The organism is Ruegeria sp. SCP11 (genome assembly GCF_040329455.1).
Lineage (GTDB): Bacteria > Pseudomonadota > Alphaproteobacteria > Rhodobacterales > Rhodobacteraceae > Ruegeria > Ruegeria atlantica_E.
Genome location: NZ_JBDZYG010000017.1, coordinates 1 through 15,418, shown reverse-complemented (window position 1 = coordinate 15,418; position 15,418 = coordinate 1). Strand labels below are relative to the sequence as shown.

The following is a 15,418-nucleotide window of genomic DNA, read 5'->3' as shown; positions in this document are numbered from 1 at the left end:
ACGACTTTGTCCGCTGAGCAGGCTTTGCGCCGCACCTTCGAACCTACCTGTTGACTCAACGCCTTTCGATAAACACGTTTAAGGCTTGCAGAATGGTGGTCAGCACGATCTGGTAGTGGAGGTTGATTACAATCACCAACAGGACCCACTCTTGGACTGGCGAGATCACGGCATACTTCTGACTTCTCGCAGGCACGGCGAGACGGCGGCAATTATCGAAGTCTTTACCGAAAGCCACGGTCGCCATGCTGGCGTGGTTCGAGGTGGGACCAGTCGCAAGATCGCGCCCATCCTGCAACCGGGCGCTCAGTTGGATGTTCTCTGGCGGGCTCGGCTGGAGGAGCATATTGGGACCTTTCAGGTTGAACCCCTGCGGTCCCGCGCGGCGGCGGCGTTTTCCGGGCGGATGGCGCTGGCGGGGCTGAATGCTGTGGTGGCCTTGCTGTCCTTCTGTCTGCCAGAACGAGAACCTCATCCGGCGATCTACAAACAGACGGAACAGCTAATGGACCTGCTGGGACAAGACGAAATCTGGCCGCTGGCCTATTTGCGCTGGGAACTGGCGCTGCTTGAGGAACTTGGGTTTGGCCTCGATCTGTCTGCCTGCGCGGTTACAGGAGCTACCAGTGGACTTATCTATGTCTCGCCCAAGACCGGACGGGCGGTCAGCACTGACGGCGCGGGAGAGTGGGCAGACAAGCTGTTGCCACTGCCCCCCTGTCTACGTGGAGAGGGCTCGGCGCCGGATGTGGAAATCGCACAAGGGCTACAAACCACCGGTTATTTTCTGGAACATCGCCTGGCCCCCTCACTGGGCCACAATCCCTTGCCCGAGGCACGAGCGCGGTATGTGGATCAATTTACTCGGCGGCTGTGAACACCATCTCATGTCCTGCCTCGTTGCGCAGGATCAGCACATCGCCTGACACTTCGGACTGGGTCATGGCCATGAGGGCGGCAAAGTAGATCCCTTCGGCCTCAAGCCCGGCACAGGCGGCACGGGTTGCGGTCAAATTCTGTATCCCGAACCAAGGGTAAGGCGCGTCCAGAGTGCCGCTGTAGCTATTGCAGGGGGCGTTACCTGAGATCTTACCCTCTTCCGGGAAATGTAGCAGCGCGCTGGCCTCAAAGGGCTGTCCGTCGATTTCCTGCAGTGCCCAAGTTTGGTCTGCAGCGCCATAGGCGGCGACTGTTTCGTCCTTGTTGCATTGGAACAGGGCTAGCAAAGGCAGGGTCAGTATCAGGCGTGACATTTCCCGCTCTTAGCGTATTCGAACGGCAGCCGAAAGCGATGCGTTAGTAGGGCAGCTTTCCGTTCAGCAACTCTTCACGGACTTCTAGGCGGGGACGCCAGTTGTATTTGGTGTCTTCCCGCACGGGCGCCCAGTGCAACGCGCCGCTGTTGCGCCACGGATCAAGGATGATCCCGTCATACATTGAATCCCCCTTGGCGCTGACCGAGGCCGAGTGGTGGATGATCCGGAATTGCGTCGGCGGTGAGGTCGCCCAGTGAAGGTCCAGTGTGCGGAAGTTTTCCTGTTTCAGGCGCGTGGTCATGGCCTGAGCCCAGTCATTGCAGAGGCCATATTCCCGAAATCCGTTGATGACCTTGGCGTTGTGGATGATGGCCGGGTCGGAGACATTCCACTCTTGCGCCAGACGCTGGGAATAGGAGTACGAGATGGCTGCGGCCTCTTGCGCTTCGGCCGGGTCAACCTCTGGTCCAAGGGCTTGGATGGCTTGGGCCAAAGCGTCGATATCGTTCTGGCTGGCGGTTGGCAGTGTGGTGGTGCAGGCGCCAAGGGTGAGGGCTGCAAGTGTCGCCCAAAGTACGAGTAGTTTTCTGCTCATTCTGCTGCCAACCGTGTGTATCGCGCCTGTTTTGTTGGCTGCTGTATCCGGGTTAAGGGCGAATTCAAAGGGAAAGTTTCAGTGTCGGCGGATCACAACTGATCGAGGTGCAACTGCTGCTTCAAGCTGGCTTAGACCAACTATTCAAAGAAAATGACCCGGCGCGAAGCCGGGTCAGTTGGGGAAACAGGAGCGCCGAAATCGGTCAGCCCAGCAAGCGCCGTGCAATGACCTGTGCCTGAATCTCAGCAGCCCCTTCGAAAATGTTAAGAATGCGCGCGTCGCACAGGACGCGGCTGATCTTGTATTCCAGCGCAAAGCCGTTACCGCCGTGGATCTGCAGACCGTTATCCGCAGCTGCCCAGGCCACGCGCGCGCCCAGCAGTTTGGCCATACCAGCCTCAAGGTCGCAACGCTGGCCGTGATCCTTTTCCCAGGCCGAGAAATAGGTCAACTGGCGCGCAATCATGATCTCAACCGCCATCATTGCCAGTTTGCCGGAAACGCGTGGGAAGTTGATCAGAGATTTGCCGAACTGCTTGCGATCCTGCGCGTATTGCATGGCGATATCCAGCGCGCTTTGGGCCACACCGATGGCGCGGGCAGCGGTCTGGATGCGTGCGGATTCAAAGGTCTCCATCAGCTGTTTGAAGCCTTTGCCCTCTTCGCCACCAAGCAGGTTCTCACCTTTAACGTGGAAGCCGTCAAAACCCAGTTCGTATTCCTTCATACCGCGATAGCCCAGAACCTCGATCTCGCCACCGGTCATGCCGGGGGTGGGGAACGGATTTTCGTCCGTGCCCGGTGTCTTTTCAGCCAGGAACATGGACAGGCCACGGTGATCCGTGGTGTCGGGATTGGTGCGGGCCAGCAGGGTCATCACGTGGGTCCGCGCCGCATGGGTGATCCACGTCTTATTGCCGGTGATTTCATAGTCACCATCTGCATTTTTGACCGCGCGGGTGCGCAGTCTGCCAAGGTCTGATCCGGTGTTGGGTTCCGTGAACACGGCAGTGGGCAGAATCTCGGCACTGGCCAGTTTCGGCAGCCAATTGGCTTTTTGCTCATCAGTGCCGCCTGCGATGATTAGTTCGGCCGCGATCTCGGACCGGGTGCCCAACGAGCCGACGCCGATATAGCCGCGCGACAACTCCTCGGAGACCACGCACATCGAGGCCTTGGACAGGCCGAAGCCGCCGAACTCCTCCGGAATGGTCAGGCCGAAGACACCCATCTCAGCCAATTCCTCGATAATCTCGATCGGGATCAGCTCGTCCTTGAGGTGCCATTCATGGGCGTTGGGTTCGACCTTTTCCTGAGCATAGCGGCGGAACTGGTCACGGATCATCTCAAGCTCTTCATCCAGACCTGATGCGCCGAACATGGTAGCACCGGCCTGATCCTCCATCAGAGCCACCAGACGGGTGCGCGCGGCCTGAGAATTGGCCTGTGCCATCAGCGTCTGTACTTCGCTACTCTGGAAGCCGGCCAGCGCGTCCCAGCCGAGGCCCATATCCTGTAGGCGCACGACCTCGCCCTGGTTCATTGGTATGCCGCCCGCGACCTGATGCAGGTATTCGCCAAACGCGATCTGGTGCAGGAGTTGCTCGATCTCACCGAACTTACCTTCAGTGTCCAGAGCGTCGGCCCAGCGTTGCATCTGTTGCAGAGACTGGTTGTATGTCGCCAGCCAAGCCAGACCATGGGCTGCCGTCTGATGCGCTTCGATCAGCGCGCCAGAGACACGGCCGTCTTCGGTAACCATCTCACGGACGGAAGCGCGGGCGCGTTCGAACACTGTTTCCACCGCGGGCAGGACCGCACGCGTCATTGTCAGAAGGTCGGGCAAAATCGCGGATGTCGTCATCTGGGTCATATCCTGTCCGTCATGGGCCATGAATCGGGTCCTTCTCTGGTGTCGTCTGGTCATATCATGCTGCACGTGCAGCGCAACAAAAATACGAATTACGCCACGAAATAGTTCGAAAATTTCTTTTGCGATTTTGCGGTGCAGCGTTCGCTAAGAGTGCTATCACGTTCGCATGACTTTGTTTTCACTACTAACTCCGCAAGACATTTTGCTTGCCGCCCTGGTCGCCTTTTTGGCGGGATGGGTCAAAGGCATGGTCGGGTTTGCCATGCCGATGGTTTTTGTCTCGGGGCTGAGCATGTTCCTGCCGCCCGATCTAGCGATTGCCGGGTTGATCCTGCCGACACTGGCGACAAACAGTGTCCAGGCCCTGCGTGAGGGTGTTCCGGCTGCCGTGTCAGCGATCAAGCAGTTTCGTATCTACTTGATTGTGGGGCTGGTGTTCCTGTTGCTGGGGGCTCAGTTTGTCAGCGTCGTGCCCGCTCGAACTTTTCTGCTGATTATTGGCGTAGCGGTTACGTTCTTCGCGCTGATACAGGTCTTGGGTGTTCGGCTGAGCCTTAGCGGTCCTTCTGTACGAATCGAAGCAACGATTGGCGTGATTGCAGGATTTGTCGGCGGTATGTCCGGCATTTGGGGGCCGCCGACAGTTGCCTACCTAACCGCGTTGAACACACCCAAAGCGTCGCAGATGCGTTTGCAGGGAGTGATCTATGGGTTGGGAGCCGTCGCGCTTATGCTGGCGCATCTTGGTTCCGGCATTCTACGAGCAGAAACAGCACCGTTCTCGGCTGTTTTGATCGCCCCGGCCCTTGCGGGAATGTGGGGTGGTTTGAGGTTGCAATCGCGAATTGATCAAGAGGTGTTTCGCAAGGTGACGCTGCTTGTTTTGCTGGTCGCGGGTGTGAACCTTTTGAGGCGTAGCCTGATGGGTTAACCGCGCTTGTCCGCGATCCGGAAAGTGAAATACAACCCAAGCATCAGGAAAAACAGGCCTGAGATATCGCCGATCAGATAGGCTACATATTCCACTCTTGCACTGCCAAAGGCGAGATTGGTCAGGCCTGCAACCAAGAAGGACGTGATGATCCCGACCCCCATGACACAGGACCAGCACGGCTTGCGATCCGACCGTGGGAACAGGTCCCATCCCGCCCACTTGCACAGGTAGAACACGGCAGGAACCGTTGTTACGGCAATCACCATGGCCAGCAACCGGCTGGGCAGGAACACGTCGCTGCCGCCTAAGAAGGCAAAGACCAGAAAGACGCCAGGTAACAGTGCGAATATTGCTCGCCAACCCAACAGCCATGCCGATAGAACCCGCACACCATGCGGCAGGAACAGCAGGCTTGCCCGACTGGGATATTCAGGAAAGAACACATTCTGCAGCGGCATCAAAACCTGAAACGTGAGGTAAGATGCAACGACATAGGCCAAAGAGGCATAGAGCGTGTCAGTAGCCCAACTGCGCACGAGTATCAGCCACCACTGCGCAGGTTAGAGGCGTTACCTGGGGGCATGAACGATATACCGACCCCGGTTGGCGGTGCCGCTTTGCGACAGATACCCTTTTTGAACCAGTGATTTCAGCGCGCGGAAAAATGTCGGCCGCGAGACACTTTGAACTAAAGTGTGTTCGATCAGCCCGAATGTACGTACTTCTTCGTCGGATTTCGAAAGTTCTTCGGCCGCGTAATAAATATCGCGCTCTACCGGAGAAAGCTGCTCAAGCCCCAGCGTTCGCTCCATGCTCTGCATCAGTTTGCGCAATTCAGTCAGTTTTGAGATTTCGGTCATAGTCTACCTGTTAATAACGTGCCCTTTGTCCCTGTCAGGCGACAAAGTATGAGGTATCGCTTCCCTAGTGGTCGTCGAAAAGTCTCATATTGACACAGATCCCCTTTGCCTTACACTACTCATCTCATTAGGTGGTTCAATTTGCTGATGTGAGAGTTTGCTCGAGCCACCCAAAGGTCTTTTCAGTTCCTGCCCGGTGCGATAGCGCCGGGCTTATTGCGTTTAATGGTGTCGGAAAATATCCGAACCAAGCATGCCGAGCAACGTATTTGTCACGCTTTTCGCATTATGCAACTATGGCGGGAAGTCGACCCAATGAGTCGCTTCAAAAGAATGGGGGGCGAAGGCGCCCCCCCTTTTCCGTTTAGCCGATTGCCACAGCTTTGATGTCTTCGTCGATGAAGGGCAGGTATTGCTCAAAGTTTTCAGCGAACATCTGTACCAACTTCTCGGCTTGTTTGTCGAACGCGGCCTGATCATCCCAGGTGCGGCGTGGATCAAGCAGAACCTCGGCTACTCCGGGCACCGAAACCGGTACGTCAAAGCCAAAGTTTGCGTCCTTGCGGAACTCGGCATCGCGCAGCGACCCTTCCAGAGCTGCCGTCAGCAGCCCGCGGGTGGCCTTGATCGGCATCCGTGAGCCAACGCCATAGGCGCCACCAGTCCAGCCGGTGTTGACCAGCCAGCAGGTTGCACCGTGCTGAGCGATCTTGTCCCGCAGCAGGTTGCCATAGGCCTCGGGGCGACGCGGCATGAACGGCGCACCGAAACAGGTCGAGAAGGTCGGCTGGGGCTCGGTGATACCACGCTCGGTGCCGGCTACCTTCGAGGTGAAGCCCGACAGGAAATGGTACATAGCCTGTGCCGGGGTCAGCCGTGCGATCGGAGGCAGAACACCGAACGCATCACAGGTTAGCATGATGATGTTTTTGGGATGGCCACCCAGCGCGGATTTGGACGCGTTCGAGATATACTCCAACGGGTAGGCACAACGCATGTTAGCGGTCAGCGAGTCGTCGTCGAAATCCAGTTCCTTGGTTTCGGGATCGAAGACCATGTTCTCGATCACAGTGCCGAACTTGCTGGTAGTCGCGTAGATTTCCGGTTCGGCCTCGGCGTTCAGGTTGATCGTCTTTGCGTAGCAACCGCCTTCGAAGTTGAAGGTGCCGCGATCCGACCATCCGTGCTCGTCATCCCCGATCAGGGTTCGCGAAGGGTCAGCCGACAGGGTAGTTTTGCCGGTGCCGGACAAGCCGAAGAACACAGCGGTGTCGACCGGGTTTCCAACAGCGTGGTTGGCCGAGCAGTGCATCGGCATCACGCCTTTTTCCGGCAGCATGTAGTTCAGCAGGGTGAAGACAGATTTCTTGTTTTCGCCTGCGTACTCGGTACCGCCGATCAGTATCAGTTTGCGGTCAAAGTTCAGCGCGATCACTGTTTCGCTGCGGCAGCCGTGCTTTTTCGGGTCGGCCTGGAAGCTGGGGCAGTTGATGACGGTAAAGTCGGCGATGAACTCGTTCAGATCCTCACGATCCGGACGGCGCAACAGATGGCGGATGAACAGATTGTGCCAAGCCAGCTCGGTGACCATGCGTACGTTGATCGAATAGGCCGGATCGGCTCCGCCGACGAGGTCCTGCACGAAATAGTCGCGGCCTTTCATATGAGCCAGCATGTCTTCATACAGCGCGTCAAAGCCTTCCGGGCTCATCTCGGCGTTGTTTTCCCACCAGATGGTGTCGACGACGCTGTCGGTCTTGACGACGTGTTTATCCTTGGGGGAGCGGCCTGTGAACTTGCCGGTGGTGACCAGAAAGGCTCCGCCGTTGCCAAGTGTGCCTTCGCCGCGCTTCAGCGCCTCTTCGATCAGCGCCGGTTCCATGAAGTTGTAATAGACATTGCCCAGACCCTCGATGCCCTGATCTTCGAGGCGGAATTGCGGGTTAACCCGTCCAGATGTCATGCGTTTCTTCTCCTGTGGCGGCGCGTCGGCGATCTGGCCAGATGCGCTCTTGGGGCAGTGTGCCGGGAAAATCCGGCGGCTGGGCGCGTCTTATCACGGTCGTTTGGGGCATGAACAGGTAGGTTTGGCTTAGTTAGCGCAACCAAGTTCAAGTTTAGCGCCACCAACAATTTCCTGCTGGAAATCAAGGCTCTTTTCCGAGCGCATTAACGGCTTTTTTGCCGCAGCTGTGTGACAACAATCGCACGATTCGCAGATACGGATTGATTCGCAGACATAAAAACGCCAAAAATGCCCTACTAATAAGCGAAATATTGCATGAGTGAGCAGGAATAGGGGTAATCCCGATGTCAAAAATTGCATTGGTGGACGACGACAGAAACATTCTGACGTCCGTGTCCATGACACTCGAAGCCGAGGGATTCGAGGTCGAAACCTATAACGACGGGCAAGCGGCCCTGGACGCATTCAACAAAAAACTGCCGGATATGGCTGTGCTGGATATCAAGATGCCGCGTATGGATGGCATGGACCTGTTGCAGCGGCTGCGGCAGAAAACCCAGATGCCGGTGATCTTTCTAACCTCGAAAGATGATGAGATCGACGAGGTGCTGGGCTTACGCATGGGGGCGGATGACTATGTCAAAAAGCCCTTTTCTCAACGTTTGCTGGTGGAACGCATCCGAGCGCTGCTGCGTCGGCAAGAGGCAACTGCGGGTGATGTAACCAGCGCCAATACCGGCGACACCAAAGTGATGGAGCGTGGTGAGTTGCGAATGGATCCCCTGCGCCACGCGGTTAGTTGGAAAGGTACTGATGTTTCGCTGACCGTAACCGAGTTTTTGTTGCTTCAGGCGCTTGCGCAACGACCTGGATTTGTCAAAAGCCGGGACCAGTTGATGGACGTTGCCTATGACGATCAGGTCTATGTCGACGACCGGACCATCGACAGCCACATCAAACGTCTTCGCAAGAAGATGCGTGCGGCAGATCCTGAGTTCTCGGCCATCGAAACGCTTTATGGTATCGGATACAGGTACAACGAAGAATAAGCGTGGCCGCTTAAAAGGGGTATTCGGGTCTCGTGCGCGATACGGAACAAGCCAGCGAATTGCGGGACGGTGATATCGTTCTTGGGGATGACTGGGTCATCCCGCAAGATCCCGAGTCAGCCGAATTGCGCGCCTCGCGCCGCCGTAACCTGTTTTCGTTGCGCGGCTCACCGCTGGCGCGCAAGATCATCACCTTTAATCTGGCGGCACTGATCATTCTCGTAATGGGGCTGCTGTACCTTGACGATTCCCGCGGTGAGCAGGTCCAGCAGGCTGCGCGCAACTTGATCGGAGACGCGCGGCTGGTCACCAACGTGTTTGAGGCTCAACTGCGCCAGAAACAGTCGGGGGTCGCCCAAGACGCGACAGCGCTGGACGTGAAAGACACGCTTGCGGGCCTCAGCCTTCCCGACGGTGGTGAAGTCTTTGTCTATGATGCCAGTGGTACGTTGATTGGCTGGACGCGCGGGGCATCTGCCTCATCTCCAATGCCGATTCTCATACAAACCGAGGCTGAGGTTCCGACCGGCAGTACGTTGATCAGTGACGCCCTGAACGCGGTCTGGACAGGGCTGTCCCGGATTTTCGCCGGATCTGTTCGCGGTGACACGCCAACACTGGCCCAGCGGGTGCAAGAGATCGTTCCGTTGACTTTGAAGGGCCATATGCAGGTACGGGCCGTTCAGGACGAAATTGGCCAGACTGTCATCGTCGCTGCAGCACCCGTGCTTTTGGACGGAAAAACTGTAGGTGCAGTGGCTATGTCCGGACCCGCGGGTGAGGTCGATGCCATTGCCCGGCGCGAGCAAGAGCGCATTCTGCAGATGTTTGTCGTGGCGCTGTTGGTCTCCATTGGCTTAAGCCTCGTACTGGCGTCGACAATCGCCAATCCTCTGGCCGATCTCGCGTCGGCTGCGGAAATGGGCAAAGATCGCGGCGCGGGCGTTAATCCGGGTCGAATTCGTATTCCGGACCTCAGCGCAAGGCCGGATGAAATCGGCCGTTTGAGTCGTGCTTTACGGGGGATGGTGACAGCGCTCTATAACCGTATTGACTCCAACGAACAGTTCGCCGCCGACGTGGCGCATGAGATTAAGAACCCTCTGGCCAGCCTTCAATCGGCGGTTGGTACACTACGCATGGTCAAGCGGGACGACCAACGCGAAAAGCTTTTGAGTGTGATTGAGCATGACGTGCGGCGTCTGGACCGCCTGGTCAGCGACATTTCCAACGCGTCGCGCTTGGATGCTGAGTTGGTTAAAGAAGACGAACAGCCCTTCGATTTGCTGAAGTTGCTGGGTAATATCGGCCAGTATCTGGGCGAAGATGCCCGTTCGAAGGGGATCGAATACATCACCGATTTGCCGCCTCAACCGATTATCGTGAACGGGCTGGAGGCGCGCCTGGCACAGGTCTTTGTCAATCTGGTCACTAACGCCATCTCCTTTTGCGAGGAGGGTGACGCCATTCGCGTCTGGGTGCGGCGGCGCGAAGACCGGGTATTGGTTGTGGTCGAAGACACTGGCCCCGGCATCCCGGAACAGGCATTGACCAAAGTGTTCAAGCGCTTTTATTCGCAGCGGCCAGCCGAACATTTCGGTAACAATTCGGGCCTGGGGTTGGCGATTTCAAAGCAGATTGTCGAGGCTCACGGTGGCGTAATCTGGGCCGAGAATATCCGCCCGACCGAAGCAGATATCACGTCCGACCCGCAAGGCGCGCGCTTTGTCGTGGGATTGCCCGTGTAATCGCATGAGTGGTCAGACCCTCTCGGATAGTCGACAACAGGACAGTGCCATTCTCCACGCAACATGTGTTGCCGTTGATGGGCAGGGTGCGCTGATCCTGGGGCGTTCTGGGGCAGGGAAATCCGCGCTGGCGCTGCGGATGATGGCGCTTGGAGCGGGGTTGGTTGCTGATGACCGGGTGGCTCTTCGGATGGACAAAGGTAGGATCATGGCAGACGCAGCCCCCAACATCCGCGGCCTGATCGAAGCGCGTGGCGTTGGGTTGCTTCGTGCGGACCCCGCAGGTGAAACGCCGGTCAGCTATGTGGTGGATCTTGATCAAACCGAAACGGAACGCCTGCCTGAACCGATAACGACTGAGGTGCTGAGGCAAACTGTTCCCTTGCTAAGGGCGGCGGGCATCCCCAATTTGGCAGAAGCACTCATGCAGTTATTAAAGATGGGACGTGTAGATCCGGAATGGCCCAGCACATGACCTCGCAACGGCGCATTGTTCTGGTTACCGGCCCGTCGGGCGCAGGTCGGTCAACGGCGATCCGGGTTCTTGAAGATTTGGGCTTTGAAGCCATCGACAACCTTCCCATGGGTCTATTGGCGCGTCTGCTAGATGGCCCACAAAGTGATCGCCCCATGGCGCTGGGCATCGACGCACGTAACCGCGATTTCTCAACCACCGGCTTCATCGAACTCGCAATCCGGCTGCGACGGATGGAGCATGTCGATCTGGCGACGCTATACCTTGATTGCAGTGATGAGGTGCTGCTACGCCGCTTCTCTGAAACCCGACGGAGGCACCCTGTGGCCTCTGATGCCAGCCCGGAAACCGGCGTACGGCAAGAAAAAGAGCTGCTGGCGCCGATCCGAGAGATTGCGGATACTCTGATCGACACCAGCCCGTTGAATGTCCATCAGCTGCGCGAAGAGGTCGAGCGCTGGTTCGCTCCACAAGGCGGGCGGCACCTGGCAGTCTCGATCGAGTCTTTCTCGTATAAACGTGGCCTTCCGCGCGGGTTGGACATGGTGTTCGATTGCCGGTTTTTGGCCAATCCGTACTGGCGTCCGGAATTGCGGGCAGAAGATGGTCGAAACCCGAATGTGGCGCACTACGTTCAGTCGGATAAAAATTACGCGCCGTTTTTTGAACGGGTGGTCGATTTACTTACGCTGCTGTTGCCGGCCTTCCGAGCCGAAGGCAAGGCGCACCTGTCCGTGGCTTTTGGTTGTACCGGCGGACAACACAGATCGGTGACCATGGCCGAGGCGGTTGCAAAGGCTCTTGCGGAAGGGGGGCAGCAAGTGGCAATTAGGCACCGCGAAATGGAACGTCGATCGTTGAATGTGAGGCCGGAGTGATCGGGATCGTACTCGTAGCACATGGTGGGCTGGCCAAGGAATACTTGGCTGCTATGCAACATGTGGTCGGACAGCAAACCGGTTTGGCTGCGATCTCGATCGAAGCAGATCATGATCGAGATGCCAAACAGGCCGAGATTTGTGCAGCGGCCGACAGTGTAGATGTCGGGGATGGCGTGGTCGTCGTGACCGATCTATTCGGGGGCAGCCCTTCGAATCTGAGCCTACGCGCCTGCGCGCCACAGGATCGTCGTATCCTTTACGGTGCAAATCTGCCTATGCTTATTAAACTGGCTAAATCTCGCCACTTGCCCATCGCGGATGCCGTTCGGCAGGCGATGGAAGCTGGACGCAAATACATCAATGCGCAAAATGTGACATTAGAAGAAGACCGGACAGATTAAGAATGACCATTCGAAGCTTGAAAATCATTAACGAAAAGGGCCTGCACGCCCGTGCGTCGGCCAAGCTGGTTGAGGTGGTCGAGGGCTTTGATGCGCAGGCCGAAGTGTCCAAAGACGGATTTTCCGCATCGGGCGACAGCATAATGGGCCTTTTGATGTTGGCAGCATCGCGCGGAACGACTATTGACGTCGAGACGTCCGGACCGGATGCTGAGGCGTTGGCTGATGCGTTGGAAACCTTGGTGAACGACAAGTTCGGGGAAGGGTACTGACCCCATCAGCAGCGCGGTGAAGAACGGGAAGACCAGGAATTGGCGGAAACTACGCACGAGACCAAGACAGGCCCGATAGTGGATGGGACAGCGGATCAGGGCGAAATCTACGACCGTAGAACTCTGACCTATGCGAACTCGTTCGATGATGCCTGGACTTCGACGGCCATCCGCGCCATCGAATGGTGCACTGGCAAGTTGACCATTCTCCGCATGGTCAACAAGTTCGAAAAGAAAAACGAATATTATCGTGGTCAGCGGTTCTGGGGCGGTGCTCTTGCAACGATGGGCATCGACCTGACCACGCCGCAAGAGCAGATCGCGCGTATACCGAAAACTGGCCCCGTGGTCGTGGTTGCGAACCATCCGCACGGTATGGTCGACGGCATGATTCTCGCCGAGCTGATCGGGCAAGTGCGCAGCGACTATCGTATCCTGACCCGATCCGTCCTGACTGGGCTGGATGAGGCAGCGACCTCTTTCATGATCCCGGTGCCGTTCCCCCATGACCCCGAGGCGCAGAGCAAGATGCTTGAAATGCGCGGCAAGGCGATGGAACACCTGAAGGAAGGGGGCGTCGTGGCCCTGTTCCCGTCGGGGGTCGTGATGTCCTCGGATGACTGGTTCGGCCCCGCGCTTGAGCGTGAATGGAACGTGTTCACGGCCAAGATGATCCGCCGCTCTGGTGCCCGCGTGGTGCCGATCTTCTTCCCAGGTCGTAACTCGCGCGCCTACCAGATCGCCAACAAGCTGTCTCCGATCCTGCGGCAGGGACTTCTGCTGCACGAGATCGTTCGCTCCTGCAACAAACCACAGTCGCCAGTAATCGGTGATCCAATCTCCGACGAGGACATGCAGTTGCTGGAACGCGACCCGCGCGGCTTTATGGTCTGGCTCAGAAAGCACACGATGGCACTGGGCGAAACGCTTAAACGCTGATCCGGCTCTTCACCGGGCCAAAATATCTCGTGGGTGAACCCGGATGAAATCCGGGCGAGGGGGGGCTCCTACCGGGTCGGAACCGGTACCTCGCCACGGTAGTCATAGAATCCGCGGTCAGTCTTGCGGCCCAGCCATCCAGCCTCGACATATTTGGTCAGCAACGGGCAGGGTCGATACTTGGTGTCCGCCAAACCGTCATGCAGCACGTTCATGATCGCCAGACAAGTGTCCAGGCCAATGAAGTCCGCCAGCTCCAGCGGACCCATTGGGTGGTTCGCACCTAGTTTCATCGACTGGTCGATGGACTGCACGTTCCCGACACCTTCATAGAGGGTATAGACCGCCTCGTTGATCATCGGCATCAGAATGCGATTCACGATGAAAGCGGGGAAATCCTCGGCGCTGGCGGCCGTTTTTCCAAGGCGATCGACTACGGACTTGCAGGTTTTAAAGGTTTCTTCGTCTGTGGCGATTCCGCGGATCAGCTCGACCAATTGCATGACCGGCACCGGGTTCATGAAGTGAAAACCCATGAATCGTTCTGGCCGGTCCGTACGGCTGGCAAGCCGGGTGATCGAGATCGACGAGGTGTTCGATGTCAGAATTGTATGCGGTTGTAGATGTGGCTGCAGGTCCTCGAAAATCGCCTGTTTGATCGTTTCGCGCTCGGTGGCGGCTTCGATCACCAGATCCGTCTGCCCAAGCTCTGGCAGCGCCAGAGTGGTTTGAATCCGTTTGAGCGCGGCCTGCATCGCCTCATCTGTGATTTTCCCACGCGAGGCCTGACGTGCCATATTGCCTTCGATCGTGGCCACGGCCGCATCCAGTGCGTCCTGGTTTACGTCATTCAGCAGAACGTCATACTCCGCCAAGGCCAGAACATGGGCGATACCGTTGCCCATTTGGCCTGCGCCGATCACTCCGACTGATTTTACGTCCATGTTTGATGCCTCTGTGTCTCGGGACTGGGGGGACACTACCGGCAGATTGGTGGGGGCGGCAAGGGGATCAGGCCCATCGAATTTGCTTCAAATGCGCACATTAGGACTTTCTCAAGACAATGGGCTGCAAGATGGCAACCGGGTGAAAAATGGGTGAGTGATATGAGCTATCATCAAACAGGCTCGGCTGGTGCCGGGCATGCCGTTTGTCAATACGGTGAATCACGTCTTTGGTTTCGTGGGCCGGAGCGGTCCTTGGATTCGGGCTATATGGTCTGTACCGGTGGGGACGAGACTTACGGACGATTTGTCGAGCGTCCCTACGCTGCGATTCTCGAAGAGCGATTGGATCGGCGTTGTCTAAACCTGGGCAGCCTTTTCTGTGGTGTTGAAGCGTTGTGTCGCGACGAAGGCCTCTTCAAGCTGCTGAATGGGGCCGAGCTTTGCATTCTGCAGGCACCCGATGTTCTGCGTCAGTCGAATCATTTTTACCAGGTCCACCCCCGTCGCAATGATCGGGTGTTGGCCCCCAGATCGGATCTCATCGATCTTTATCCCGAGGTAGATTTTACCGACGTACACTTTGTGTGCCACCTGATGCGCCTGTTACAGGGACATCAGGACGCTCGTTTCGAAGCTGTGGTCGAGGAGTTGCGCCGCAATTGGGTGCTGCAAATCAGTAACTTGCTGCAGAGGTTGCATACACCGGTCATTCTGCTGGCGCTGAGAGTTTTGGAGAATAAAGACGGTGGCGATCCGGTCGAGAGGAGCGGAGTCGCGATCACTCAGCAGATGGTAGAAGCCATTCGTCCGTTCAGCGCAGAATGTGTCGACCTGCCCACCTATGTATCCGGCCAATCTGACGCGCTGGAGGACATGTTATTCGGCACCCTGCAACAGCCAATGGCCGAACATATGATTGGTCCGGCTGCGCATAGAAGCATCGCGGACGCGCTGCTGGGGCCGATTCAGGACGTGAACTGAAAAAGGCCCGCGTTTTGGCGGGCCTTTGTAGCTTTCCGTCGAAACGACATAACCTATGCTCAGCCGAGTTTTTCGGTGAGTTCCGGGACGGCCTGGAACAGGTCTGCGACCAGTCCGAAGTCTGCGACCTGGAAGATCGGGGCTTCTTCGTCCTTGTTGATCGCAACGATGACCTTCGAGTCCTTCATGCCCGCCAGGTGCTGGATTGCGCCCGAGATGCCGACGGCGACATACAGAT

General features: G+C 57.3%; 17 protein-coding genes and 1 pseudogene. 10 read left to right on the top strand and 8 right to left on the bottom strand.

The window, feature by feature from the left end; translation table 11 throughout:
• Nucleotides 1–151 precede the first annotated feature (151 nt).
• Nucleotides 152–877, top strand: a complete 726-nt coding sequence (recO, locus tag ABLN94_RS20805) for a DNA repair protein RecO (protein ID WP_352996068.1) — start codon at nucleotides 152–154, stop codon at nucleotides 875–877.
• Here recO and ABLN94_RS20800 read toward each other — a convergent pair.
• From ABLN94_RS20800 to ABLN94_RS20790, 3 genes are all read right to left on the bottom strand, one after another.
• Nucleotides 861–1,253 (bottom strand): META domain-containing protein, encoded by a 393-nt coding sequence (locus tag ABLN94_RS20800; protein ID WP_352996066.1) that lies wholly within the window; start codon nucleotides 1,251–1,253, stop codon nucleotides 861–863. The genes recO and ABLN94_RS20800 overlap by 17 nt on opposite strands.
• A 43-nt stretch (nucleotides 1,254–1,296) precedes the next feature.
• A complete protein-coding gene (locus ABLN94_RS20795) occupies nucleotides 1,297–1,851 on the bottom strand; it encodes a hypothetical protein (protein ID WP_352996064.1) in 555 nt (184 codons plus the stop codon).
• Nucleotides 1,852–2,056: 205 nt separating this feature from the next.
• Entirely contained in the window at nucleotides 2,057–3,748 is a 1,692-nt protein-coding gene (locus ABLN94_RS20790) for an acyl-CoA dehydrogenase family protein (protein WP_352996062.1), read from the bottom strand.
• Nucleotides 3,749–3,893: 145 nt separating this feature from the next.
• Here ABLN94_RS20790 and ABLN94_RS20785 point away from each other — a divergent pair, with 145 nt between their 5' ends.
• Nucleotides 3,894–4,658 carry a sulfite exporter TauE/SafE family protein gene (locus ABLN94_RS20785; RefSeq protein ID WP_352996060.1) on the top strand — a complete coding sequence of 255 codons (765 nt, stop codon included), beginning with the start codon at nucleotides 3,894–3,896 and terminating at the stop codon, nucleotides 4,656–4,658.
• On the opposite strand, the gene ABLN94_RS20780 is transcribed toward ABLN94_RS20785, so the two are convergent.
• From ABLN94_RS20780 to ABLN94_RS20770, 3 genes are all read right to left on the bottom strand, one after another.
• Nucleotides 4,655–5,197, bottom strand: coding sequence for a hypothetical protein (locus ABLN94_RS20780; RefSeq protein ID WP_352996058.1), 543 nt, complete (start codon nucleotides 5,195–5,197; stop codon nucleotides 4,655–4,657). The genes ABLN94_RS20785 and ABLN94_RS20780 overlap by 4 nt on opposite strands.
• 33 nt (nucleotides 5,198–5,230) lie before the next feature.
• On the bottom strand, nucleotides 5,231–5,521 hold the full coding sequence (locus ABLN94_RS20775) for a hypothetical protein (RefSeq protein ID WP_170493906.1): 291 nt from the start codon (nucleotides 5,519–5,521) through the stop codon (nucleotides 5,231–5,233).
• Nucleotides 5,522–5,885: 364 nt separating this feature from the next.
• Nucleotides 5,886–7,484, bottom strand: coding sequence for a phosphoenolpyruvate carboxykinase (locus tag ABLN94_RS20770; RefSeq protein WP_352996056.1), 1,599 nt, complete (start codon nucleotides 7,482–7,484; stop codon nucleotides 5,886–5,888).
• Nucleotides 7,485–7,831: 347 nt separating this feature from the next.
• Here ABLN94_RS20770 and ABLN94_RS20765 point away from each other — a divergent pair, with 347 nt between their 5' ends.
• The 7 genes from ABLN94_RS20765 to ABLN94_RS20735 are packed head-to-tail and all read left to right on the top strand — an operon-like array spanning nucleotide 7,832 to nucleotide 13,252.
• Nucleotides 7,832–8,536 (top strand): response regulator transcription factor, encoded by a 705-nt coding sequence (locus tag ABLN94_RS20765; RefSeq protein WP_352996054.1) that lies wholly within the window; start codon nucleotides 7,832–7,834, stop codon nucleotides 8,534–8,536.
• A gap of 32 nt (nucleotides 8,537–8,568) precedes the next feature.
• The gene (locus tag ABLN94_RS20760) at nucleotides 8,569–10,284 is read left to right on the top strand and encodes a sensor histidine kinase (protein WP_352996052.1); all 1,716 of its coding nucleotides are present in this window, start codon (nucleotides 8,569–8,571) and stop codon (nucleotides 10,282–10,284) included.
• A gap of 4 nt (nucleotides 10,285–10,288) precedes the next feature.
• Nucleotides 10,289–10,759 (top strand): HPr kinase/phosphorylase, encoded by a 471-nt coding sequence (locus tag ABLN94_RS20755; RefSeq protein WP_352996050.1) that lies wholly within the window; start codon nucleotides 10,289–10,291, stop codon nucleotides 10,757–10,759.
• Nucleotides 10,744–11,637 carry an RNase adapter RapZ gene (rapZ, locus tag ABLN94_RS20750; protein ID WP_352996048.1) on the top strand — a complete coding sequence of 298 codons (894 nt, stop codon included), beginning with the start codon at nucleotides 10,744–10,746 and terminating at the stop codon, nucleotides 11,635–11,637. Before ABLN94_RS20755 ends, rapZ begins: the two co-directional genes overlap by 16 nt.
• On the top strand, nucleotides 11,634–12,041 hold the full coding sequence (locus ABLN94_RS20745) for a PTS sugar transporter subunit IIA (RefSeq protein WP_352996046.1): 408 nt from the start codon (nucleotides 11,634–11,636) through the stop codon (nucleotides 12,039–12,041). Before rapZ ends, ABLN94_RS20745 begins: the two co-directional genes overlap by 4 nt.
• Nucleotides 12,042–12,043: 2 nt before the next feature.
• Nucleotides 12,044–12,313 (top strand): HPr family phosphocarrier protein, encoded by a 270-nt coding sequence (locus ABLN94_RS20740; RefSeq protein ID WP_170493925.1) that lies wholly within the window; start codon nucleotides 12,044–12,046, stop codon nucleotides 12,311–12,313.
• Nucleotides 12,314–12,352: 39 nt separating this feature from the next.
• Nucleotides 12,353–13,252 (top strand): lysophospholipid acyltransferase family protein, encoded by a 900-nt coding sequence (locus ABLN94_RS20735; RefSeq protein WP_352996044.1) that lies wholly within the window; start codon nucleotides 12,353–12,355, stop codon nucleotides 13,250–13,252.
• 68 nt (nucleotides 13,253–13,320) lie between these two features.
• Here the strand turns inward: ABLN94_RS20735 and ABLN94_RS20730 are convergent, their stop codons facing one another.
• Nucleotides 13,321–14,196, bottom strand: coding sequence for a 3-hydroxybutyryl-CoA dehydrogenase (locus tag ABLN94_RS20730; protein ID WP_352996042.1), 876 nt, complete (start codon nucleotides 14,194–14,196; stop codon nucleotides 13,321–13,323).
• 162 nt (nucleotides 14,197–14,358) lie between these two features.
• On the opposite strand from ABLN94_RS20730, the gene ABLN94_RS20725 reads away from it, so the two are divergent.
• A complete protein-coding gene (locus tag ABLN94_RS20725; protein WP_352996040.1) occupies nucleotides 14,359–15,180 on the top strand; it encodes a DUF6473 family protein in 822 nt (273 codons plus the stop codon).
• Between the two features lie 59 nt (nucleotides 15,181–15,239).
• Here ABLN94_RS20725 and ABLN94_RS20720 read toward each other — a convergent pair.
• Nucleotides 15,240–15,418: pseudogene (locus ABLN94_RS20720) on the bottom strand (electron transfer flavoprotein subunit alpha/FixB family protein); the annotation flags it as partial.

Bases quoted from the DNA above. Each gene is read 5' to 3' on its own strand.
- ABLN94_RS20740 (WP_170493925.1), top strand. From the start codon at position 12,044: ATGACCATTCGAAGCTTGAAAATCATTAACGAAAAGGGCCTGCACGCC.
- ABLN94_RS20785 (WP_352996060.1), top strand. From the start codon at position 3,894: ATGACTTTGTTTTCACTACTAACTCCGCAAGACATTTTGCTTGCCGCC.
- rapZ (WP_352996048.1), top strand. From the start codon at position 10,744: ATGGCCCAGCACATGACCTCGCAACGGCGCATTGTTCTGGTTACCGGC.
- ABLN94_RS20790 (WP_352996062.1), bottom strand. From the start codon at position 3,748: ATGGCCCATGACGGACAGGATATGACCCAGATGACGACATCCGCGATT.
- ABLN94_RS20800 (WP_352996066.1), bottom strand. From the start codon at position 1,253: ATGTCACGCCTGATACTGACCCTGCCTTTGCTAGCCCTGTTCCAATGC.
- ABLN94_RS20770 (WP_352996056.1), bottom strand. From the start codon at position 7,484: ATGACATCTGGACGGGTTAACCCGCAATTCCGCCTCGAAGATCAGGGC.
- ABLN94_RS20730 (WP_352996042.1), bottom strand. From the start codon at position 14,196: ATGGACGTAAAATCAGTCGGAGTGATCGGCGCAGGCCAAATGGGCAAC.
- ABLN94_RS20755 (WP_352996050.1), top strand. From the start codon at position 10,289: ATGAGTGGTCAGACCCTCTCGGATAGTCGACAACAGGACAGTGCCATT.
- ABLN94_RS20795 (WP_352996064.1), bottom strand. From the start codon at position 1,851: ATGAGCAGAAAACTACTCGTACTTTGGGCGACACTTGCAGCCCTCACC.
- ABLN94_RS20725 (WP_352996040.1), top strand. From the start codon at position 14,359: ATGAGCTATCATCAAACAGGCTCGGCTGGTGCCGGGCATGCCGTTTGT.
- ABLN94_RS20765 (WP_352996054.1), top strand. From the start codon at position 7,832: ATGTCAAAAATTGCATTGGTGGACGACGACAGAAACATTCTGACGTCC.
- ABLN94_RS20775 (WP_170493906.1), bottom strand. From the start codon at position 5,521: ATGACCGAAATCTCAAAACTGACTGAATTGCGCAAACTGATGCAGAGC.